Genomic DNA, 23,097 nt, shown 5'->3' on the forward strand with positions numbered 1-23,097 from the left:
ATCAATATAGCAACACAAATGTTAAAAGTAAAGTCTAAATAATAATTTTTATTAAAATGCTTGATAAATTTGATTTTTTGTAGAGTTTATCTACATTTTGCAGCTTTAAAAATGTAGATATAAGAAACAAAAGTCCTAGCTACAGACTAGACTTATTTGTTAGGATTAGTAAAGCCATCTAGTATCCAGTCCGCAAGTGCTTCATTATTAGCCACTATTAGATCAACTGGCACTTCTTGTCCTATAGAAAAGTAACTTATAGGCTTTTTAGTTTCATAGGCTAGCGAAAATATGTTACCTAAAGTCTTACTTTCATCTATCTTGCTAAAGATAAGTGTGTCTATATTTAAGATATTAAATGCTTCATAGATATCACGCAAATCTTCAAGCTTAGTAGTAGCACTCATAACTAGATGTATGCTTATCTTATAGTCATTTTGTAAGAAATTTTTTATCTGGGCAATTTTTTCACTGTCATTTTGTGAGTGACCTGCTGTATCTACTAGTATGTAGTCGCAGTGACGTAAACTATCTAAGGCTTTTAAAAAATCCTCACTTGCCATGACCATTTGTATACTTATCCTCATCCTATCAGCATACCACTGGAGTTGTTCTAGGGCGCCTATCCTATAGCTATCAAGAGTTATGATTCCAACTTTTGCCTTTTTTTCTAGAGAAAAGCGTGCTGCAAGTTTGGCTAAAGCTGTAGTTTTACCAACACCTGTTGGCCCCACTAACATGATAATCTTTTTAGTCATGTCTTTACTTTCAGGACGACAAAGTATCATCTTTCTTAGTACTTCTCTAAAGTAGCGTTTTATAGTTAAGGAGTTTTCTCTCATCTTTAAGGGCATTAGGTCTAAACTAAGCTTCATTATAGAATCTAAATGGGGCTTAGCTATGCCGCTATTTTTGGTTATACGATAGATTTCAGCAAACTCATGAGGGATTTGTAAATTTTCATCATTAGGTCCATTAGCCTCCCAAACCATGTTTTGTATAAGTTTCATCTTGTCGTTTAACTTATCTAGTTCAAGCTTTATACTTCTTACTTCTTCGATTCCAGCAAAGTTTTGTGCACTAGACTTAGCAAGTTGTCTTTCTTGTATCTTAGAATCTATTCTTTCATTTAAGCTTCTTTCATTAATAGTTTTATCATTAAAGTTAGGAGCTTGGTTTAAACTAGTATTTTGACTAAGTGGTTTGCTACCTGGTTTATAGGTCATATCTTTAGCATTTAGTACTTCTTGACCACTGATTTCTGAGATCTCTCTTACTGCGTTACTTAGCATTAAGCTTACGCTATCATCTGAAAAAACTTCCATCTTCTTTTGTAGTTTTTTACGCTCTATCTCTTTTTGAACTATAGCATCTAGCCTTTCTTGCATGGAGTTAGTTTTTTTGATCTGAGGGGTTTCTGGCTCTGTAGGTTGAGGCTTAGGTGTAGGCTTAGAGACTTTTTCACTTTCATCTCTTACTGCTACTACTACTTCATAAAGTCCTGGAGAGTTTATAGTTTGTTTTCTTATCTCTTTGTTTTCAACTACTAAGGCTTCATCGCCATGGTCTGCTTGTGCCTTTTTTAGAGCTTCATTTGGCGTACTGCCACCATATGTATAAAGTTTCATTATTTCCTACCTAGTTGAGCATAAAGTGGTACTAACACACTTTTACGTGTTAAAAAACCTGGATGTGGGAGAGTTAGATGAGGCAGTCTTACTTTTAAGTTATTAAAGAGTAATAAGTCTATATCAAGTGTTCTTGGTGCATTTTTATAAGGTCTTAATCTAGGTCTTTTAAAAAAGCGCTCCATATAAAAGATTAGGCAAAAGACTGCACGTAAGGCAAGGTTAGTACTAAAAATAAGTGTTGCATTATAAAAATCAGGTTGGTTAGTGTTGCCAAAGGCTTTGTTTTTGTATATAAAAGAGGTTGAGTGTATAAGTAAACTTTTATTTTGTTTTAGTTTGAGAAATAAGGCATTAAGCGTAGCTATAGGGTTTTTTATATTAGCACCAAGACCTAGTGTGACTATGTTTTTAAGTACTCTTTTATCTTTTGAAACATATGGAAAATTTTTAGAATGCAATATCAACTTTTTCTCCTAACAAAAACTACTAAAAGCCCTTAAAACCGGAGGTTAGGTATTAATATTTATGGTTTTAATGGGGGCTTAGTGACAGGAGTGATTATAACTTATTTATTAGACGTTATTTAGATTCTAAGATATTTGCTATCTACTAAGTAGATTTTTTAAAGTGTACTTGCATGAATAGATTAGTCTAGGGGTATTTTTGTAACAAGAATAGTGTAAAATAGTAGAATCTAAGTGCTACTTAATTAAGCTTAAAAAAGCAAGATTAAGTCCACATAAATGCAAACAAAGGTATTAACAGTGTTTTCGAAAAAAAACGACCAAATAAAAATTGAATTAGAAAACGAATTAAAAAAAATAAAAGAGGAGTTAAAATTTTATAAAGAGTTAAGCACAGATTTTTCTTCAGAGGTAGTAGTTGGCAAAGTAGGAGATAACATAGTCTTTGAAAATGCTAACGCAAAAGCTTTGCCTCACCTTTCTTTGCTTACAAAGCTTTTAGATCCACAAAGTACTTGCATAGAGTTTGAAAAAACATTTTATATGGTTAGATACAAGCAAATACAAGGCGTTGATACTTACGCCTTACAAGCCACTAAACTAGCAGATATCAAAGAGGGTGTAGACTTATTTAAAAGTCATACCAAAAGCCTCTTTGGCGGGCTTACTAGCTCACAAAGTGCCTTTGTGCATGTGTTAGACACACTAAGAAGTGCAACTGATAGCTCTTTTGAGCTAGCTAAAAACTCTAATACTGGTTTAGATCACACAGTCTCTACTTTATCTAATGTAAATATGTTGCATGAAAAAATGCAGCAGATGGAAAACTTGGCTAATAACTTGCACTCAAGGAGTGATGAGATAACAAGTGTTATATCTTTGATAGATGATGTAGCTGAACAAACTAATCTTTTAGCGCTTAATGCTGCCATTGAAGCAGCGCGCGCTGGGGAGCATGGACGCGGGTTTGCAGTAGTAGCAGATGAAGTAAGAAAGTTAGCAGAAAGAACTCAAAAAGCAACAAAAGATGTAGCTATAGTTGTTAAATCTATGCAGCAAGAAACTAATGACATACAAACTAGTGCTAAAGATACTAGTACTGTTACTAATGAAGTAAGAGATGGTATAGATAACTTAGAAAAGATAATCCACTCTATAAACTCTAAAGCCAGCTTTATGAAGTACACTTTATATAAAGTTTATAACCTTATCTTTTGCTCTCTTGCAAAACTTGATCACTATATCTATAAGGGTAACTTCTATAACTTAGTATTTGACCCAAAAAGTAACTTTGGCATAGTAGATCATAAAAGCTGTAGGCTTGGAAAGTGGTACTTTGAAGGTGATGGCTTTAAGTACTTTAATCATACTCAAGGCTATAAGAATCTAGATATCTATCATAAAGATGTGCATGCGCTAGCAAACCATGTGGCTAATAGCATCTTGCATAATGAATTAAAAAGTAAAGAAGCCTTAGATTCTGAGATAACACAAATTGAACACAGTTCTGAAGGCGTTCAACACGAGATAGATAACATGCTACAAGAAAAAAATGCCGAACTAGATAAGCTAATAAGCAAGATAAAATAAGTCTTAATTTATAGAATCTTTAAAAGATTCTATAAAGTATCTTAGTATTTATGTATATAGGCTTTTAAACTTTAAAATGAGTTTTAAGGGCTGTCATTATACTTTCATCATCCCTTCCTTCTGCAAGTACTAAGTAGCTGTCATTTTCACTTTTTAAAACTATGCTACTTGCATTATTACCTATATAACTTATACCTTGTACTCTTGCTTGAAGCTTAATCTTCATAAGGTCTAAAAACTGCAAGGTATTAGAATCTAGTCTTCCAAAACGCTCTTCTATCTCTACTTCTATGTTGTTTATATCTTCTATACTTTTTGCGTGACTTAGTCTTTGATATAACTCTAGTCTTAGTCTATCTTGTTCTATTAGAGTAGGGCTTAAGTAGGCGTTTATACTAAGTTTTATATCTATCTTAGAATCTTTACTTGAAAGCTCACTTTTAGAGTGTTTAATGCTTTCTATGCACTCTTTTAAAAGACTAGAGTAAAGCCCAAAGCCAACTTGTTTTATATGCCCGCTTTGCTCTTTTCCTAGTAAGTTCCCTCCACCTCTTATCTCTAAGTCTTGATTAGCTAAAGCTGCTCCACTTCCTAGATAGGAGTTTTTTTCCATAGCTAGCAGTCTTTTTGTAGCATCTTCATTTAGACTATCTTCACTTAAAAGATAGCAAAAACTAAAGGCATTACCCCTGCCAACCCTTCCTCTAAGCTGATGAAGATCAGCTAGTCCAAAAGACTTGGCATTATCTATGATTATAGTGTTTGCGTTAGGAAAGTGAAGCCCGCTTTCAACTATTGAAGTGCTTAGTAAAATGTCATATTTTTTTTGCATGAAGTCTAGCATGCCAGCTTCTAGCTCTTTAGGTGGGACTTTAGAGTGAAGACTTAGTATCTTAACATCTGGGAGAAGAGATTCCAAGTAGGAGTGTACTGAAGGCATCTTGTCTATGTTGTTATAGATATAAAAGACTTGTCCACCACGCCTTAACTCTCGGTTTATAACTTCTTTTAATAAGCTATCACTTTTAAGCTTTACAAAAGTTTTAGTAGTGGCCTTATAGCTTGGAGGAGTTTTTAGATAACTTAGGGCTTTAAGATTAGAAAAGGCCATATGTAAGGTTCTAGGTATTGGCGTAGCTGACATACTAAGCATGTGTATGTGACTTCCTTTTTGCTTTAAAAGCTCTTTTTGTTTAACGCCAAATTTATGCTCCTCATCAACTATGATAAGTCCTAGGTTTTCTAGTTCTATGTTGAAGATAGCCTGTGTTCCTACAAGACATATGGGCTTTTTATCAGCTATGCACTCTAAGATTAGATCCTTTTCTTTTTTAGTGGTATTAGAATCTAGTCTAAAAACTAACTCATCTCCTAATCCTTCTTTTTTTAACCTTTCTTTAAGTGAGCTAAAGTGCTGGTAGCTAAGCAAAGTAGTAGGAACTAAAAGGATAGAAGAGTAGCCATTTATCAAAGCTAGTTTTATAAGACTTAAAGCGATCTCAGTTTTACCAAAGCCTACATCGCCATTTAATAACCTATCCATAACTTTGCCACTACTTAGATCTTCCATGCATTCTTTTAAACAAGTGTCTTGATCTAGAGTTAGTGTAAAGTCACGCTTAGCATTAAAGTGCTCCCATGCAAGCTTTTTTTCTTTAGTATCAAGCAAGAACTTTGGTGCTTGTATCAAAGCTCTTTTAGCTTGAAGATCTATTATCTCTCCTGCCATGTGCATCAGATCTTGCTTAACCTTTTGCTTTATGGCAGTAAGCCTCATCTTACCTAGCCTATCAAGCTTTATATTATCTTGGGCTATGTATCTTTCTACCATGTTTAGATTATAAATTGGCAAAAGTAAGAACTCTTCTTTATCGTATTCTATATTTAAGACATCTTGGATTCCACCTTGAAGCTTTATTTGCTTTATGCCACGAAAGCGCCCTATGCCATAGTCTGAGTGAAGCACATAGTCATGTGGCTTTATAGAATCTAAACTTAGAGTGCTTTTTGCTTTGAAGGTGCGTTTGTGTTCTTTTAAAAGCGAGATTACGCAGTGATCTTTGCTATAGATATTAACCACTAGACTTTTTAGGATGTAGTTAGTTTCACTTAGGCCATTAGCCTTTAAAGAAGCTAGGGTTGGAGTTAATATATCAAAGCTTTTTTGGCGCGCTAAGAACTCTTGTAAGTTTTTAAAATCTGGAGTAAAGTCAGAGTAAGTCTTAGCATCACCTAGGATATAAAAGCTTTTTATCTCTTTAACTTCACTTTCAACTTGTATAAGCTCTTTATACTCGCTAAAAGCCTCTTTAGTCCATATGCTTTTTAGCTCTTTTATTAGATCTAGCCCGCCTAAGTTTTCTAACTCCCAAAAGCACTTGCTTTTATAGTCTAACTCAAACTCTTCATACTTTAACTCATCGCTTAAGTCAAGATTGGCATTAAAAAGGGCAGGGTAGATATCTATGCTAGGAATTTCTTCTTTTAAAGAAAGCTGGGTTGTTGGATCAAAGTATCTTATGCTTTCTATCATATCTTCATAAAAGAGGATTCTAAGAGGCATCTTAAGATCTGGCACATAGACATCTAATATGTCCCCACGTAAGCTAAACTCACCTTCTAGCTCTATAATATCCACGCTTTCATAGCCAAAATCTAGTAGTTTTAACTGCAAGGTATCAATACTTAAAATATCACTAATGTTAATTTTAAAGCTATCAAGATGTTTAGGAGCTGGCATGTAGTTTAAAAGCGTTTGAAAAGGTGAGATAAGTATGCTTTCTTGCATACTGCCATAAAACTTAGTTAGCTGGGCCATGCACTCTCTTATTTCTTCATAAAAGCTACTTAATCTATCGCCATAGTGAAGTCTTATATCAGGCAGGGTAAAGATGTGCTTTATATCTAAGTTATGCTTTAAGTTTGCATACTCTAAAACATCTTTTACTTTTAAAACTTCAGAGGCAGAACATAAGATAAGCTTAGGAGGATAGTGCTTAGAATCTAGTTTAGTTATGTTTTTTTTACTTTTAGATTCTATATCAGAATCTATGGCTTTAGGGTTATGTAGGCTTGTGTTTGTTAAAAGAGTGGTGTTTGTTATAAATTCATAGACTTCGCTTTGGATGTTTGAACTCATGTTTTAGATATTTATTTGCCTGCTATCTTTTTGCTAGCATCATCTAGCTTTTTACTTTCATCTAAGAGTTTAGTTTGATTCCCATTTTTACTCTCGCCTATAAAAGTTCCTTTTCTTTCTATAACTAACTCTTCAGTTAGTATCATCCCTTCAAAGCGCCCATGAGACATGATCTCTATAGTCTTAGATTCTGAAGTGCCTATAAACTTACCACTAACTATAAGTTTTTGTGCATAAATCTCCCCTCTTGCAATCCCACCTTTTCCTATCATGACAGTATTTTTTGACTTTAAGATTCCATCAAACTCGCCATCTATGTGTAAGTGGCAGTCTGTGTCTATATCGCCTTTTATCCTAGTACCAGCAGCTATGATAGTGGCGGCTCCGGCGACTTTGTCATTAATCGGTTTATTATCACTAGTAAAGATTGCCATGCTATATTCCTCTCTTTTGTAAAAATATCATCAAAGTTTCCTAAATCCCATCTTATAAAGCCTATAGGGTTAATTGGCTTGCCTAAGAATCTTATCTCATAGTGGAGATGAGGTCCTGTGCTTGCGCCAGTTGTGCCACTATAAGCTATAGTCTGTCCTTTTTTTACAAACTCTCCAGCTTGCACTAAAATCTTACTAAGGTGGGCATAATAGGTTCTAAAACCAAAACTATGAGATATCTTGACTAATTTTCCATAGCCGCCATTATAACCATTATTTGCATAATCCACCACGCCATCAGCTGAGGCATAAACTGGTGTTCCTACCTTAGTGGCAAGATCTATACCAGCATGGAATCTTAGTATGTGTAAGATTGGGTGCATCCTCATACCAAAAGGAGCAGATATCCTGCTGTAGTGCTGCAAAGGCACTCCATTAGGTATAAGTTTTAGCAAAAAGACTTTTTGCAGGGCTGTGATTTGAGCTGTATCTATCCTGCTAACTAGACTAAAATCAGGGCTTTCTACATTGTCTAGATTTTCTAGTTGAGAATCTTTTGGTATACCTATCTTATCTTCTAAATCCTCTATCTTTTCACCAACAAGTATAGTTTCTTCTTTCTTTTGTTCTACTTCGTTGTTTAAGTCTGCATTTTGATTTTGCATCCTTACATACTCCATAGATATAAAAGAGTTTTTATGTCTTATCTCTCTTATCTCACTGTTTATAACTGTGATACTTACATAAGCAAAGATAGTTAAGGTAATAAGTGTTAAGATGACATACATAATGATGTATCTAAACACCATGCTGACATTTATGTACTTAGAGCCATTTTTGTCAGTTATCATGATAACTAGGCGTTTATCAAACTTCATCTATTTTCCATCTTTTGCTTTTTTGCTTGATGTAGTTTGTAAGGGCTTATTAGAGGCTTCTATGCTTTCTTGTTTAGAGTTTTGCAAGGCATCTTTTGTGTAGTGAGTGCTTATAGATTTTAGTTTTAGCAAATCATCCATAGCCCAAAGTAGGCTTTGAAAGTCTATGATAGAGTTATCATCAGCTGTGAATATAGAAGAGAAGTTTTCTGCATTCCACTTTATAAATGAGAGATTATCAAGGCCTCTGCTTAAAAACCTTACTTCATAGTAAAGACTTATCACATTAGGGTTAGTACTAGGTGTGCTATAGCCTATGATTTGTCCTTTACTGACAAACTCACCCCTTTTTACGATTATGGTGCTTAAGTGGGCATAGGCTGAGCTAAAGCCTGAGGTGTGAACTAGCCTTACTATATTTCCATAGCCGTAGCGGTAGTTTTTTCTTACAAACTCTACTAGTCCATCAGCAGTGGCAAAAACTGGTTCTTTTTCTTTGGTGTAGTAGTCATAGCCTTTATTTGTGACATTACCTACTTGATAATCACTTGATTTTATACTTTTATCTTGCTGTCTTTTATGGGAAGTTTCTTGCATCTTTGTGTATTTTTCTAAAGGGGAGCCATTAGGGATGATTTGTAGCATTAAGGCTTTTTGAGGTTTGGTTATGGAATCTAGTTTTATACTTTTCCGCTCAGCATCATCTTTGTTAAAGTGTCTTATGTTTACAACACTTTGTAAGTCATTAATCTTATTGTTTATAACTTCTAGTTCATTGGCTTTATCTTGTATGTTGCTTTTTAGAATCTCATTTTGCTCATAGATTTGATGGTATTCATTTAAAGCATCAACCCTTTTAGATTCTATGTCTTCTAACCTAGAGATGATATTAGCCATCAAGAAGTAGCCTAGGATTAAGATGATGATAAAGATGATGCTGCCATAGATTGCAAGCTTATGTAAGAACTTTGTGATGCTAAATTGCTTAGAGCCATTTTCATCAACTATAGTTATCATCAAATTATCTTGCATGATGCTTTTTAATCCTTACTGCTTTGTATCTTTTTTCCTTGCTTGTTTACAAAGCCTACTATTCTAGCAGGATTACCAAAAGCTAGGGCAAAGGGTGGGATATCTTTAGTTACTACACTACCAGCACCAACTACTGCGTACTTGCCTATCTTTACTGGTGCTATGATAGTTGAGTTTGCTCCTATGCTGGCACCTTTTTTAACCACTATCTTTGCATACTTATAACCTTTAGAATCTGTATTTCGCGGATTTTTAGCGTTAGCAAAGACTACTCCTGAGCCTATAAAAGCCTTATTTTTTAAGACTATGCTTTCATATAAGATAGTATTGTTAGCTAAAGTAACATTGTTTCCTACTTTTACGTTACCTATCATGCATCCTTGTCCTATAAAGCAGTTTTCTCCAATCTGTGCTTGATTAGTTACACGGCAAAAGCAACCTATATCGCTTCCTTTGCCAATTATTGCACCTCTATCAATAACAGTGCTTTCATGTGCCTTATACATCTTCCTTAGTTTCCTTAACTTAAGTTTTTAATCCAGTCTTTCTAATGCCTCTTTTATAATGTGACCATAAAGCTCTACTTCTACTAAAAAGCTATCATGACCATAAGTAGATTCTATAATCTTAAGCTCGCAGTCTTTTTGCAGCCTTTTTAACTCTAAGTATAAAGTCTCATGCTCTTTTAGCGTAAACATACAATCTCCACTAAAGCAAACTAGTAAAATCTTTCTTTGCACATTTGAAAGTGCACTCTGCAAACTATCAAAATGTAAGCTTACATCATAAATATTAAGAGCTTTTAATAAGTAAAGATAACTTAGTGGGTCAAAGTAGCTAGTAAAGTTTTGACCGTTATACTCTAAGTATCTATCTATCTCAAAGCGCCCAAACATATCATAAAAGCCTTCATTACTAACATAGTTTCTTCCAAACTTAGTTTCCATAGTATTGCATGTTAGATACTGAGTAAAACCCAGCATGCGCGCGATTTGAAGACCTTTAAACTCTGGCTTATCTCTCATGCTATAAAGGCCATTTTTAAACTCAGGATCTAAAAGGATGGCTTCTTTCATGACTTTATTTACAGCTATGACCATGGGAGAGGTTTTATAAGTGCAAGATATAGGGATAAAAAGCTTAGCAGCACGCGGATACTCAACTGCATAACTTAGAGTTTGCATGCCACCCATAGAGCCACCTATAACAGCATGAAAAGTTTTTATCTGCAAAGAGGCTATGAGTATATTAATAGCTTTTATCATATCTTGTATGGTTACTACTGGGAACTTAAATCTATAAAAGTTAGTATTATCAAACATAAGGCTTGCTGGACCTGTAGAGCCATAGCATGAGCCTATGACATTAACACAGATTACAAAAAATCTATCTGTATCTATACTCTTACCACTACCTATCATTAAATCCCACCAGCCTTTTTTTCTATCCCCTTCATAGATTCCTGCAGCGTGATGAGAACCAGTTAGGGCGTGCATAACAAGGATGGCATTGGATTTATCTTTATTTAATGTGCCATAGGTTTCATAGACTAGATCGTATGGGTCTATTATCCTACCGCTATCAAGGTACAAAGGATTTTGAAAGTGGGCTTTTTTTGTAGTTAGATTAAGTTGTGTAGAAGTTGGCATTAAAACTTAAACTCATAGTTAAAGCTAAGCCTTGGTTTATACTCAAAATTTTTAGAAAAGATAGCAGCAAGTGACACAGCACTTTTATCATCCATCTCGTAAAAAAATCCACCTTGAGCACGCATACCTTCTAAGATAGGACCGGTAAAAAAAGGCGTTATATCTAGGGCTTGATTTATCCTTTCATAACCTATGCCAGCAAAGGGGTAAAGCTTAAATCTATAAGCTCCTATGTAAAAAAGAGCATCAGCTCCTGCCATCTTATAAGAGTTAGTAAAGTCACCAACAGGTATAAATCCTAGTCCATAACCTAGTTCTATCTTAACTCCCATGACTAAGTTTATACTTGGGAGATTAAGCCTTTGGTCTAGACCTATGCTAGCTTGTATGATAGGAAGGGGGAGGGATTTTAGATTATAAAAGTAAGAGCCTGGTTGTATGCCATTAATTTGCTTTAAAGATGCATCATTTTTTAAAAGACCTACAGACCCACCAGCTTGCACGTAAAATCTAGTATCAGCATAGGCCATGCTAGAAGATACTAGCAGCAAGGCTGCTAGGGCTGTTATATAGTTATATGTATAGGTCTTAGTCTTCTTTTTCACTATCTTCAAAATCTTCTTTACTGGAATCTTGTTCTGATATATTATCATGATCATGTAGACTGTTGGAAAGAGATTCTATATTATTGTGAAGTTTATAGACTTTGTTTTTAACACGTATCAAAAGACCAGTGTCTATTAGCTGCTTGAAAGTTTTTACTATAGTAGGCTTACTTACGTTTAGCTTTTCCATTATGTCTTCGTAGCTTCCATAGAAAATCTTATCTTTATCACAGTTATCTAATAAAAACTTGATGATATCTATCTTTCTTCCGCCTATGAAGGCAGCTATAACATTAATTAGCAAGTTTTTGTACTCTATCTCCATAGCTTGAAGCTTAGGAGTGAGTACTTTTTTCATAGTGTAAAGCACTTCTACCATATCTAGAGGCTTTAATATATAGCCATCACATCTTAACTTTATAGCCTTAAGTAAGTATTCTGAGTTCAAAAAAGCAGTAGTTATTAATACTGGAGTAGCTGGCTTATCGCTTGCTCTTATATCTTCTAAAAGCTCTATGCCACTTTTATATGGCATGATGATATCTGTTATAACTATGTCTACTTTTTGAGAGTTGAAAATATTAAATGCTTCTAGACCATCTCTTGCAACAAGCAAATTTCCTGCGTAGTCTTCTAAGATTTCTATGCTAAGATTTCGAGTGTCATTGTCATCTTCAGCATATAGTATGGTGAGATCCTTCAGGGAATCATAATCACCTGGTGATAAATCTTTACTCTTCATGTGGGGTCCTTTGAGCTTTATTTGATGTTTTTTGGTTTATTAGTTTTTAAATATTTATAGGCCATGTAGACTATAGAGATAATTAGTATTATCTTTGCTTCGAAAGTCACTTGTTTTAAGGAAAGCACAAAATGCATGCTGCTTAAGACAAAAGCCATTTGGAATAAAGGCGAGACCTTAATAAATATCTTAGTGAAACTAAAGATAAATAATATAAGGAAGATAATAAGTGCTAGTAAACCTATTAAGAGGTAGCCTCTATCCCACAGCTCAGCACCTATATTGCCAAATAGCAGATGTTGCTGCAAGATGACATAAGGAAGTATGTGTAGTATGGCATAGACGAAAGCTCCTATGCCTGCTATTTTGTTGATAAATTTAAAAAGGCTAAATGTTATGAGACTTATGAGAGGTTTGGCTATGAGATTAACTATCATTAAGAATATACATAAATAAATGCTTACATCACCTAAAGAGTGTATAAGATATTTATCAATGACAGCCATTTGTAAAGCATTAAAAATAATATAAGCTAGAGGTACAAATAAGATTATTACTAGTATAACTCTTATTAAGTAAAAGCCAAATTTTCTCAATGATATGATCCTCCAAAAGATAAATTTTCGTAAAGATTTATTTTTTCATTATGTATAGCTAACGCATCAATACAAAAGTTATTATCAAGCTCTTTATCTTGTAAGTACAATAAAGCTGACTTAATAACTCTAGACATTTTCGCCTTAGAAAATTTTCTATAAGGATCACTTTTGCTATACTTCACTTCAATGAAGTGCAAAACATCATCCTTCATAGCTATTATATCTATCTCACCATATCTTGTATAGTAATTAGATTCTATGATTTTGAAGCCTTTACCTTCTAAAAACGCCCTGCCAACGGCTTCAAAGTGAAGTCCTAGCTTAAAACTCATGCTTATTTTTTACTCACATCCAGTCCCATATTGGGGGTTATTGTAAAGGCAGGACTGTAATTGGTTGCGTGAAAATTTACTAAGTTATATCTTCTGGCGTAGTATTTCATTATCATTTTTTGAAAATATGGCTCTAAAGAGGGCATAAACCATGCATTATTGCTAGTTGTAATCATATATTTGCCCACTTTTTTATAACTTTTTCCACTTGTAGCTTCATAGCATATGGCATTATTAAAGCTTAAGCCATTAATCTTAAAGCTTTTAAACTCACTTCCAGCACTAAAAGAACTCATACCTAAATGCTTATAAAGTGGCTTTAATATAAACTCTAAAGGAAGAGATTCACCAAAAGGCACTAACTCAACTTTATCTATATAGCTTTCATGTCCTCTATTAAAAATAAAAGTGGTGTTATATACATTTTTGCCCTCAGACCTTAAAGCCCCAGTTACTATAGCTATGTTATGACTTAGGTTTTTAAGAGTTTGTTCAAGCAAGGAATTATTAAGTATAAAGGGAAAAGCACTTTCTGGAAGTATGATAAGGTCTTTTTTGGAATCTATTGCTTCTTGTATCTGCTTTAGATTCTCTTTAGCTATGGCTGGGAAGTTGTTTGGGTTATCTTTATAGGCTTGATTTAGATGAAGATTAGCTACTTTTATATCAAGGTCTGGGAACTTAAAGCTAGGGTTAGTAAACTGCATGCTATAAAGGATTAAGACCATGCTTATAACGCTTGATAACCAGTCTTTGTTTTTTAAAAGTATCACAGCTACGCTTAGTACTATCATAGAGATGATGGCTGGTTTAAAAAATGTATAAGCACTAAAGAAGTTTACATCTAGCCAGTTAAAGCCTAGTGGGTGGATAAGTCCTAGTATGAGTAGGGCTACTATCCTAATGATAGGGTTTTGGAACCAAAGTAAGAAGTAAAAAAGCACGCCTACATATATACCTATAGCTATGATAACTACTGGCATAAAATACTCTAACCCAAAGAATCTAAAACTTAAAGCTATCCAGTAAAGCCCAAGTACGCCAACAAAAAAGCCAAAAGAGATTCTATATTTTCTAGGTATAAGTAAAAACACCCCTAAGCTTACTAGATAAAGCATGCTTAATATCCACTCAAAGAAAGGGAAGTAGTCAAAGTAAGAGCGAAGATAAAAAGGTATAAGTAAGAAAAAGATGATAAGCACTAAGATTCTATAATCTATCTTTTTCTTATAAAGACTATATATAATAAAGACTATAACTGCTATAACTCCTATAGCTATAAAAACTTCAAGATAGAGATGTTTTATATCTACTATCTCTAGCAAGGAAAAAACAGATAAAGGCAGCCAAAAGATAAAGGCAAAAACTAGCCCTATGACTAGGTTTACAAGTATGTTTATGCTTTTATACTTGCTTAGCTTTTTGTTATTTTTAGTATTTCTTTGTACGCTTACTTTGAAACTTGCCATTTTAAAATCTTTACTTTTAGTTTTTATATAAGCTAGCTTTATGTTTTTAGCTTTGGGCTAGTTTGCTTTCTAACTTGCTATCTACTTTTATAGAACAACTTAGAATCTTAAGGGCTTCTTTTGTGCCTTTTCTAAGAGAGTTTACTTCTAAGATCTGTTTATGTATCTTAGTTTTATTGCTTTCTTGTTCATCTTTTAACATGGTCTCTAACATATGTGAATGCATGTTCTTAGATGGGATTTTATCGAGTATCTCTTTTAAGTCTGCTGGGATTAGCGTTTTTAGTATGTTATAGATATATTCTATGTCTATATTTAGCATATCTACTTTTTTACCTTCTCTAACTTGAGTTTTTAGAGCCTTAAGTCTTTCTTCTATGGTATAGATTGTATTTTGTACCATTAAAACTTGCGTTGCTTTTAACCATGACTTTACTTCAAGTAACCTTTGATAAGAGGCTGTGTTTAAGTCATCTAAGATTCTTTCATAGTTTTGAGTTAGGTTTTTATAAACACTTAAATTAAACTCTTGCAAGCTAAAAAAGCTATCCATACTTATAAAACTAGGTCTTTTTTGTAAGATTAAAAGGTGACCTTGTTTTATCCACTCATCTAGCCCATCTTGAAGAGGCATAAGACTTTTTTGTACTGAATCATGAGACTCTAAACTTGCAGAATCTATCTTTGAAAGCACTAGCTTAAAGTTTCTTACAACTATGGAGCGCTCATCTGCTAGCTCATTTAAGATATCTTGCTTGTTTATGATGTAGGTTTCAAAAAGTTTGGTGTTAAATCTCGCAAAAAGTCCAGCATTATAGTTTTTTAGCCTTATAGTTGTTTTGCTTAGATTATCAACAACTGCTTTGGCTATGCTTTTTAGATAGCTTTCTATAGCTATAGAAATATCACTATAAAGAGTTATAGAAAACTGACTTGAAAGATTTATATTATCTAGTATTAAAGTGTCACTTTCTTTTTTGTGCAAGATGTAGAGTTTTTGATAGTGGTTTTGTAAAAGTTTATAACTATCACTAATTAGCTTCATCTTATCATAGAGGGCTTTTAGAATCTTTTCTTCTTTGTTTAGCTTAGCGTTTTGTGAAAGCTTAGCTAAGCTTTCTTTTATATCTGTTAGTTTGTTTGTTTGGAAGTTTTGACTTAACTCTTTTTTTGACTCTTCTTTTAGTAGGTCTTTATTAGAATCTTTGTTAGATTCTAAAATTTGCAAGAGATTATTTTTAGCTTCATCTAGTGCTTTGCTTATCTCTTCTAACTTATTGCACTCATCTCCCTTGCAGCCTTGATAGGTAGTGCAAAACTCAGCAAAGCTCTTTGTGACTTCTAGCCTTTTATCAAGTTTTAGCTCTTTAAAAAGTTCTAATAAACAAACTTCTAATACCTGCAAGCCTTTGAAATTTTTATTTATACTTGCTTTTTTTTGGGCTACCTTTTCTAAAAGCTCTTTTTCATCGTCTAGTTTTTTTGTAGTTAGTATGCAAAGGCTAGGCTTTTTTTTAACTAGCTTACTTAGTTCTAGGTTTTCTTTTAAGGCAGATTCCATACCCTGTAGCCATAGTAAAAGATCGCTATCTTTAGTATCTTTATCTATGCTATCACTAGTTTTTATTAACTCATAGTCTTTTAAAAACTCATGCTCTAAAAACACCTCTATGTATTCAACACCATTAAGTTGGGCCTTGCTTACTTTGTAAGGATTTATGTGAACTTTTTTATCTTTAAAGACAGCATAGACATTACTTGCTGTGTCATGCTTTATAACTATCTTTTTGTTTGCAAAAAGTGGGCTTATAGGAAGTAAAGCTTGGTTAGTAAGACAGCTTATAAATAAAAGCTTATCGCTAGGATTTTCCCCTATGATAGATATCTTTAAACACTCTTTACCTTGCTCTTTTAAAACTTTAAAGATATTTTTTAACTCTAAGGTTGGATGAAACTTTGGATTATTGATAATCTTTTCAACCCTTCTTATCTCTCCTGCAGTGCTGCTATCTTCTAGAAATAAGTCATGATATAAACTATCATACTCTTTTATAAATTTCTGCAGTAAGGTCATTTGTGCTCCAGATTTATCTCATTTAACTCTTTTGTAAAAGGCTTTAGTAAAGATTCTAAGCTAGTGTTTTCATCCTTTGAAGCGATACTTTCAAAAAACGCCACATAAGTTGCATTTAAAACACTAACTATAAATCTTGCTTCAGTGTTAAATCTATCTATTTGCATAGCAAAAGATAGGTCCATATTTTTTTCTAGTATCAAAAAGTAGTACTCAAAGTACTCTCTAACTTTTTTAACTATCTCGCCATCTTTTAGTTCTTGCCATGGTATATTATCAGGTAGTAGCTCATCTAACCTAAAGGCAAATCTATCAGCGATGATGATACTTTTTGAAGTAGAGCTTTCATAGCTTATGATGTTGTTTACTAACTCCTCTGCTAGGCTTAATATCTTTTTATGCACCCCTGTAAAAGCGTACTTAGATAAGGTTTTTAAAGCACTTTTAAACTCTCTAACACTAGTGTTATTTAAAAAGTGATCTGTAAGGATGTCCATAAGTCCTTGCAGGCTTACTTTTATACCTTCTATACTAGAGTTTTTAAGTCTTGCAGTATTAAAAGTAGTTCCCCTTCTTTTTGAAAGAGTAAAGTTAAGCGAGGAGATAAACTGAGAGTAGAGGTTTTCTTTAAGATTTTTTAGTGAAGTATGAAAGTCTGAGTACCTTGAAGGAAGTGTATTAGTAGCACTAACTATCATCAAAGACATAGAATCTAAAAGCTTTTTAACTGCGCTAAGTTCCATTTCACTTGGTAAAGCAAGGCTTTTTTGGTTTTTTTCATAGTTTTTAAGTAGCTCTAAGATATGTTTTAAAAACTGCAATTCATAGTTGCTTATATCAGCATTAACTAGAGAGTTAAAAAGCTCACTTTCAAGCTTTAAGATTCCACTAGTGTTTATATCAAAGCCCTCTTTCATATCTATGTTTTTGCTTCTTAGCTCATGGGCTATGTTTATAGTTATAAAGTGAAATGATAGTTTTTTTAGGATTTTTGTCTTTTTAGTTTTAGGCACAAAAAGCTTAGAATCTATTAGCTCTCTAAAATTATCAAGCTTAAGCTTCATACTTTGAGAGCTTAAGTTTGCTTTATCTATCTTAGTAAAGACTATAAAAACTTGCCTCACACTTGTTCTTTGAACTATGTCTAAGACGTATTTTACATCTTGCATGTTTTCTTCTAAGGAGTTTATTAGATAGATGATAACTTCAGAGTTTTCTATGTAACTATCAGCTTGCAAATGTCTTAAAGTGTTAGTTGGCAAGGAAGGAAGCATGTTAATGCTAGCTATTTTTAAAAAAGGATGCTCACTATAAATGCTTATAGAATCTAAAACGCTTATCCTGCCATCCTTGCTATTTACTAACTCTTCTAGCGTTTGGAGTGGTATAGACTGGGTGGTGCCATCTTTATTAGTATCAAACTTTTTTAGTTTGCTTACATAGTCTTTATTAGGTGAAAGACTTAAGATATCAATTTGCTCTTTTAAAAGATACTTTATGTTTATATCTTTCTTGCCACTTTTATAAAGTATAGGCACTACTGGGTTTATATGAGTTTTTATGTAGTCAAAAAGAAGTAAGGGCATAAGAGAAGACTTGCCACTATCTTTGCGCCCTAAAATGCTAACTTGTTGCAAGCACTCACAAGCACTAAACGCTATATCCTTACTAAAAGGAAGCTTACTTAGTATAACTTTTAATCTTTTCATATTTGCTAGCAAGTTATCATAACTACTAGCTTCATAGTTAAAGCCACTTAGACTTAGGCTTTTAGTCTCACTAACTTTTGTCTTAATCTTTTTAGTTTTATAAGCATCAAATACAGCAATGATGCATCTTTCATCATGAAAGGTTATAAGGCCTTTTTTTCTTAAAAGTTTTATTTCACTAAGCACTGCTTTTAAGTCTTTTTGCTCTATGTAGTGAAGTAAGCTAGCTTGGAGGATCTGTAAAAAGATAAGGCTTAGATTCCCTAATGTATTAAAGCTAGAATCTACTTTTAAGCAAAGATTATTAAAAACACTTAGCTTAGTAAAGATTTCAAAGTTTTGTTGGTTACATGCTAGAAAGAGAGTGCAGATATCTATCTTGTCTTTATCTTTTAAGAGGTTATCTATAACTTCTTTTGGAAAAAGAAAGATGATGTGTACATTTATATAGAAAAGATCACAAAAGATGCTAGTAGGCTCATTCATAGATTCTAAAGGTATAAGCTTTATCTTCTTGCTTAAGGCTACTTGCTGGCTTTTGTGTTTTTGCATATTTTTCCTAGCGGTACATCTTTATTCTAAAGGCAAAGGATATCAGATTTAGCGCTAATAGTATAAAGAAAAGTATACTGACTGCTCCAAAAGAGTAACTTTCATAGATAAAAGTTGGGATGATGGAGCCTATAAAACCACCTGTATAGTAAAAAGTTAGATAAAGACCATTTACAACAGCCCTTTTATTACTTCCTAAAGTGTTGATAGTTGAGCTTAGCACTGAGTGTATGATAAAACCACCTATACAAACTAGTACCATGGCTGCTATTAGGTTATAGAAGTTTGAGTTAAACATCATAGCTACAGATATTATCATGATCACAAAACCAAACATTACAGCTTTAGCGCGCCCTCTAAATAGCCTAACGATATTACTTGAGTAAAAGCTAACTATCATACCAACTACGTAACCTAGATAGAGTAAAGATATCTGAGCTTGGGTTACTTTGCTAGGGCCATGTTCTGCGACAAAAGGTATTAAAGTTAGAGTTCCTTGGAAGACAAAAAACATCCCAAAAGTTCCTATTAGTATCCACATGTACCTCATATCAGCTAAGAATGGAAGCACTTCTTTAGGTTTGATTTTAGGACCTTGACTTTTAAAGCTAGGAAGTTTAAAAGATAAGATAAGGCCTATTATTAAAAGCACGCCTAGTATTAAGAAAGCTATCTCCCAATTCCATATATCTGTAAAGACACTGCTTAATATCCTACCTATCAAACCACCAGCTATGGTAGAAGTGACATAGATTCCTACATTCTTACCCATATCTTTTTCACTAGCTTCTAGTCTAGTAAGCATGGCAAGTAGTGAAGTTTGTATGGCAGGAAAAAATAAAGCTTGGATAAATCTAAAAACTACAAATACATAGTAGTTGGTTAGAAAAATTTGAACTATTTGTATGATGATAACTATAGAGAGTGAAAATATTAATACCGTTTTAGCGTTTGCATTTTCTAATATATAGCCATAAATTATAGGGGCAAATGCCATAGGCAAAAGAGTTGTTCCAACTATGATTGAAGCTTGATAAGAGCTTATATGCAAACTAGTCATCAAAGCGCCCTGGATGGGCTGGGGCGCATAAATTAAAGCAATAGTAGTGATGGCTAAATACATGATTGAATATTTCATATAAGAGTTCACTAATTGTCCTTTATATAAAGTTGTTGTTTAAGGCAAATAAGGCAAAGTTTGTAAAAAATGTAAGTTTAGTTAAAAAATGAAAGTTTAGTACAATTTTGCAAAAACTAAAAAAGCTAATTAGAATTACCAAACAAAAATATTTATTAAGCTCATGTTGGCCATTTGTCAAAAAGGATTATTTTGAATTTGTTTGAGTGCGGTATAGATGAAGCAGGGAGAGGGTGTATTGCCGGGAGTATGTTTGTAGTTGGTGTAGTTGGAGATTTTAAAACTTTAGAATCTTTAGGTGTAAGAGATTCTAAGGCTTTAAGTTCAAAAAGAAGAAATGCCTTAGCCTTAAAGCTTTTAGATTCTCAAGAAGTCTTTTACTACGTCTATAAGGCTAGTGCTACTGATATAGATACTAAAGGGCTTAGTGCTTGTTTAAAAGAGGCATTAGGTGAGATAAAAGTTTACTTTAGCCTAACTATTGATATTAAGACTTTTGTGTTTGATGGGAATTGTAATTATGGAGTAGAGGGGATAAAAACTCTAGTAAAAGGAGATAGTTTACATCCTTGTATAAAGGCTGCTTCCATACTTGCTAAGTACTATAAAGATGAAGAAAGTAAGTTTTTAGATAGGTGCTACCCACGCTATAAGCTAGCTAAGAATAAAGGCTATGTGACAAAAGAGCATGTTATGTTAATAAAAACTTATGGTCTAACAAAGGCGCATAGAACAAGTTATAAGATTAAAAGTTTGGAAGAGTAGGGGGGAGAGAAAAAATTAAAAGTAGTTAATTAAAGGTTGGTTTTTTTACGTTTGTGATAGAATTTTCCTTACTATTAATAACTTTTCTACATAAGGAACATTACACATGACAAGATATTTAAAAAAAGGCTTACTGCTAGGTGCTGTTGGGCTAAGCACGCTGGGTTTTCTTGGTGCAAAAGAAGGCCCACTTATAACTATGAAAAACGAAGGCCATCTAGCAGCCTTTTTAAACACTAACTTTAATCCTACTTTTTTAGGCTTGAATGCACAACTTAGAACAGTTTTTGGTATAGGCGATCATTGGCATGTTGGTATTGGTGCTATAGGTGGGTGGAGTATAATCCCTTACAGTTCAGTTCTAGGCTCTGGTGGACAGTATCTTGATAGAGGTGATGTATCAGATGCTTATGTTCAATACACTGCTAATGGCTTAAATATAGCAGCAGGTAGATACTATCTTAATAAAGTTGGCTTAAAAGCGACTGATTTTATAAATGGTCCTATACAAGGTGTGTCAGTTAACTATAACACTAGATATATGAACTACTACTTCCACTATATAAACTCTTTTTTAAATACAGGCTATTTACCAGGTAGGATAGGATCAAACCTTAGCTACATAGGTGGATACAACCCAACTACAAAACAAACTTTAGTAGGTGGAGAGATCTTTAACTTTGGTGTAGACTTTGCAAGAACGTGGAATAAGCTTACTTTTTATATAAGCCCATGGGTTTTATTTAACACAAGCAACCCTTATTCAAGCGTATCTGGCTACTTTAAACCTATAGCGCAAGTTGGAGCTAAGGTTAAGTTTGGTGTTCAGTTTACTCCTATATTTGATTCAAGCATTATCTTTAATGGAGGCTTCCAGTACTCAAACTTTACAGATACAACTTTAGCTGATAACTTTGCTGGTCTTTTAACTTTAGAATCTTTTAACACCTATAAATCAGGTGCTTGGAAATATAACTTTGGTCTTGGGATCTTTAGTGTAGTTGGCTCTCCAGTTGGAGGTAACCGCTTTTATACTATAAGTGATAACACAAGATTTTATGGGCGCTATCTAAATGGCGGTATAGGAGCTGCAAGCTACTTTGCTGGCGGTAGTGTTATAGGTTATGCTTTTGGTGGACTTGACTATAAGCGTTTAAGCTTAGATTTAGTAGCAGGTGGTGGAACTTATAATGAAGTAAGTGCAGTTGGAGCTTATAAGGTTTATGTAAGATATGTCAATAAAAAAGAATATCTAGGATTCCAAGTTGGTCTTGGCTACTCTTTTGTTAATCAACAAGGTGCAAGCTCAAATGCTTTAATGGCCTTTGGTAAGCTTTACTACTAGTTTCTAACTTCTTTATACACTAAGCATTTTAAAGATTCTATATTTATATAGAATCCATTCTATGCTTAGCTTCTTTAACTTCTATCTTTTTAGTATTTGTTATAACTAAAATTTATATTATTAAATATGATATTTTCAATATGACATTGCATGTTAGAAAGATGGTTTGTGTTTATATAATTTTTATCATTGTGAGTTTGATTTTACAAGCGTGGTAATTATAAGATTTTTTTATTTTAGAAAAAGCAGTATGCAAGGGATTAGACGTAATATTTTATAGATAAAAGCTAGGGAGATAAAGAGAGTATCTAACTAATAAGCCTCTTAATTCCTTACTAAAATAAACTAAGTCTATTTTTTCTTTAGGTTCTTTAAAAAAGGAGGAGGTCCCTCCCCCATCCTAATCAATCCCTCCCCTCACACCTTCTTCCTATTAGCATCACTCATTATCTCATCTGCTATATGAGTTACATTACTAGATATCTTAGTAGCATCATCAGCTATATTTACATTACCTTGAGTAGATTGTTCTAATAAAGATATAGCATCATTTATTTGAGTTATACCATTAGCTTGTTCTTTTATAGATTCAGCCATATCATTAATTGATTGAACTAAGATATTAGTATTAGATTCTATTTCTCCTAAAGACTTTTGAGTTCTTTCTGCTAGTTTTCTTACTTCATCTGCTACTACTGCAAAGCCTCTTCCATGTTCTCCTGCACGTGCAGCTTCTATAGCTGCATTAAGAGCTAAGAGATTTATTTGATCTGCTATGTCTTTAATAATAACAGTAACACTTTTAATATCTTCAGATTGAGAGATTACTTCATTAGTCTTATTAGATACATTTTGCATAGACTGAGTTATTTCTTCTATAGCAGTAGCAGATTGTTCTAAAGAGCTAGCTTGTGCATTAGAACTTTGAGATAAGTTAGTAATAGAAGTAT

Annotated in this window: 20 protein-coding genes; 3 read left to right on the forward strand and 17 right to left on the reverse strand. The window is 33.4% G+C overall.

Annotation, left to right across the window (positions count from 1 at the left end):
* Positions 1–152: 152 nt before the first annotated feature.
* Together flhF and folK are read right to left on the reverse strand one after the other, a co-directional pair.
* The gene (gene flhF / locus BKH43_RS03735; protein WP_095228708.1) at positions 153–1,628 is read right to left on the reverse strand and encodes a flagellar biosynthesis protein FlhF; all 1,476 of its coding nucleotides are present in this window, start codon (positions 1,626–1,628) and stop codon (positions 153–155) included.
* Positions 1,628–2,095, reverse strand: coding sequence for a 2-amino-4-hydroxy-6-hydroxymethyldihydropteridine diphosphokinase (folK, locus tag BKH43_RS03740; protein WP_095228710.1), 468 nt, complete (start codon positions 2,093–2,095; stop codon positions 1,628–1,630). The genes flhF and folK overlap by 1 nt, the downstream gene beginning before the upstream one ends.
* Positions 2,096–2,395: 300 nt before the next feature.
* Between folK and BKH43_RS08710 the strand changes: the two genes are divergently transcribed.
* Positions 2,396–3,685: a methyl-accepting chemotaxis protein gene (locus tag BKH43_RS08710; RefSeq protein ID WP_216358489.1), complete on the forward strand. Its 1,290-nt coding sequence runs from the start codon at positions 2,396–2,398 to the stop codon at positions 3,683–3,685.
* A 64-nt stretch (positions 3,686–3,749) separates the two neighbouring features.
* On the opposite strand, the gene BKH43_RS03750 is transcribed toward BKH43_RS08710, so the two are convergent.
* From BKH43_RS03750 to BKH43_RS03815, 14 genes are read right to left on the reverse strand one after another with little or no spacing between them, the layout of a single operon-like run.
* The gene (locus BKH43_RS03750) at positions 3,750–6,824 is read right to left on the reverse strand and encodes a helicase-related protein (RefSeq protein ID WP_095228714.1); all 3,075 of its coding nucleotides are present in this window, start codon (positions 6,822–6,824) and stop codon (positions 3,750–3,752) included.
* 11 nt (positions 6,825–6,835) lie between these two features.
* Positions 6,836–7,258: a polymer-forming cytoskeletal protein gene (locus BKH43_RS03755; RefSeq protein WP_095228716.1), complete on the reverse strand. Its 423-nt coding sequence runs from the start codon at positions 7,256–7,258 to the stop codon at positions 6,836–6,838.
* Complete coding sequence (locus BKH43_RS03760; RefSeq protein ID WP_095228718.1) at positions 7,192–8,136, reverse strand: M23 family metallopeptidase; 945 nt, start codon at positions 8,134–8,136, stop codon at positions 7,192–7,194. Before BKH43_RS03760 ends, BKH43_RS03755 begins: the two co-directional genes overlap by 67 nt.
* Positions 8,137–9,168: a M23 family metallopeptidase gene (locus BKH43_RS03765; RefSeq protein WP_095228720.1), complete on the reverse strand. Its 1,032-nt coding sequence runs from the start codon at positions 9,166–9,168 to the stop codon at positions 8,137–8,139.
* A gap of 8 nt (positions 9,169–9,176) precedes the next feature.
* A complete protein-coding gene (locus BKH43_RS03770; protein WP_095228722.1) occupies positions 9,177–9,674 on the reverse strand; it encodes an acyltransferase in 498 nt (165 codons plus the stop codon).
* A gap of 27 nt (positions 9,675–9,701) precedes the next feature.
* A complete protein-coding gene (locus BKH43_RS03775; protein WP_095228724.1) occupies positions 9,702–10,817 on the reverse strand; it encodes a homoserine O-acetyltransferase in 1,116 nt (371 codons plus the stop codon).
* Positions 10,817–11,431 (reverse strand): hypothetical protein, encoded by a 615-nt coding sequence (locus BKH43_RS03780; RefSeq protein WP_095228726.1) that lies wholly within the window; start codon positions 11,429–11,431, stop codon positions 10,817–10,819. Before BKH43_RS03780 ends, BKH43_RS03775 begins: the two co-directional genes overlap by 1 nt.
* A complete protein-coding gene (locus BKH43_RS03785; protein ID WP_095228728.1) occupies positions 11,406–12,164 on the reverse strand; it encodes a response regulator in 759 nt (252 codons plus the stop codon). The genes BKH43_RS03780 and BKH43_RS03785 overlap by 26 nt, the downstream gene beginning before the upstream one ends.
* A gap of 17 nt (positions 12,165–12,181) precedes the next feature.
* Positions 12,182–12,760 carry a ferric reductase-like transmembrane domain-containing protein gene (locus BKH43_RS03790; protein ID WP_095228730.1) on the reverse strand — a complete coding sequence of 193 codons (579 nt, stop codon included), beginning with the start codon at positions 12,758–12,760 and terminating at the stop codon, positions 12,182–12,184.
* On the reverse strand, positions 12,757–13,095 hold the full coding sequence (locus tag BKH43_RS03795; RefSeq protein WP_095228732.1) for a YraN family protein: 339 nt from the start codon (positions 13,093–13,095) through the stop codon (positions 12,757–12,759). Before BKH43_RS03795 ends, BKH43_RS03790 begins: the two co-directional genes overlap by 4 nt.
* A 2-nt stretch (positions 13,096–13,097) precedes the next feature.
* Positions 13,098–14,564, reverse strand: coding sequence for an apolipoprotein N-acyltransferase (gene lnt / locus BKH43_RS03800; RefSeq protein WP_095228734.1), 1,467 nt, complete (start codon positions 14,562–14,564; stop codon positions 13,098–13,100).
* A 46-nt stretch (positions 14,565–14,610) separates the two neighbouring features.
* A complete protein-coding gene (locus BKH43_RS03805; protein WP_095228736.1) occupies positions 14,611–16,638 on the reverse strand; it encodes a hypothetical protein in 2,028 nt (675 codons plus the stop codon).
* A complete protein-coding gene (locus BKH43_RS03810) occupies positions 16,635–18,899 on the reverse strand; it encodes a hypothetical protein (RefSeq protein WP_095228738.1) in 2,265 nt (754 codons plus the stop codon). The genes BKH43_RS03805 and BKH43_RS03810 overlap by 4 nt, the downstream gene beginning before the upstream one ends.
* Before the next feature lie 7 nt (positions 18,900–18,906).
* Positions 18,907–20,049, reverse strand: a complete 1,143-nt coding sequence (locus tag BKH43_RS03815) for an MFS transporter (RefSeq protein WP_095228740.1) — start codon at positions 20,047–20,049, stop codon at positions 18,907–18,909.
* A 180-nt stretch (positions 20,050–20,229) separates the two neighbouring features.
* Here BKH43_RS03815 and BKH43_RS03820 point away from each other — a divergent pair, with 180 nt between their 5' ends.
* Together BKH43_RS03820 and BKH43_RS03825 are read left to right on the forward strand one after the other, a co-directional pair.
* Positions 20,230–20,802 carry a ribonuclease HII gene (locus BKH43_RS03820; RefSeq protein ID WP_253248037.1) on the forward strand — a complete coding sequence of 191 codons (573 nt, stop codon included), beginning with the start codon at positions 20,230–20,232 and terminating at the stop codon, positions 20,800–20,802.
* 106 nt (positions 20,803–20,908) lie between these two features.
* A complete protein-coding gene (locus tag BKH43_RS03825) occupies positions 20,909–22,147 on the forward strand; it encodes a hypothetical protein (protein WP_095228742.1) in 1,239 nt (412 codons plus the stop codon).
* A 417-nt stretch (positions 22,148–22,564) separates the two neighbouring features.
* Here BKH43_RS03825 and BKH43_RS03830 read toward each other — a convergent pair.
* Positions 22,565–23,097: methyl-accepting chemotaxis protein (locus BKH43_RS03830; RefSeq protein WP_253248038.1), on the reverse strand; the 533-nt coding region annotated here is incomplete at its 5' end.

This window comes from Helicobacter sp. 13S00401-1, assembly GCF_002272925.1.
In the GTDB taxonomy this organism is placed as follows: Bacteria; Campylobacterota; Campylobacteria; order Campylobacterales; family Helicobacteraceae; genus Helicobacter_I.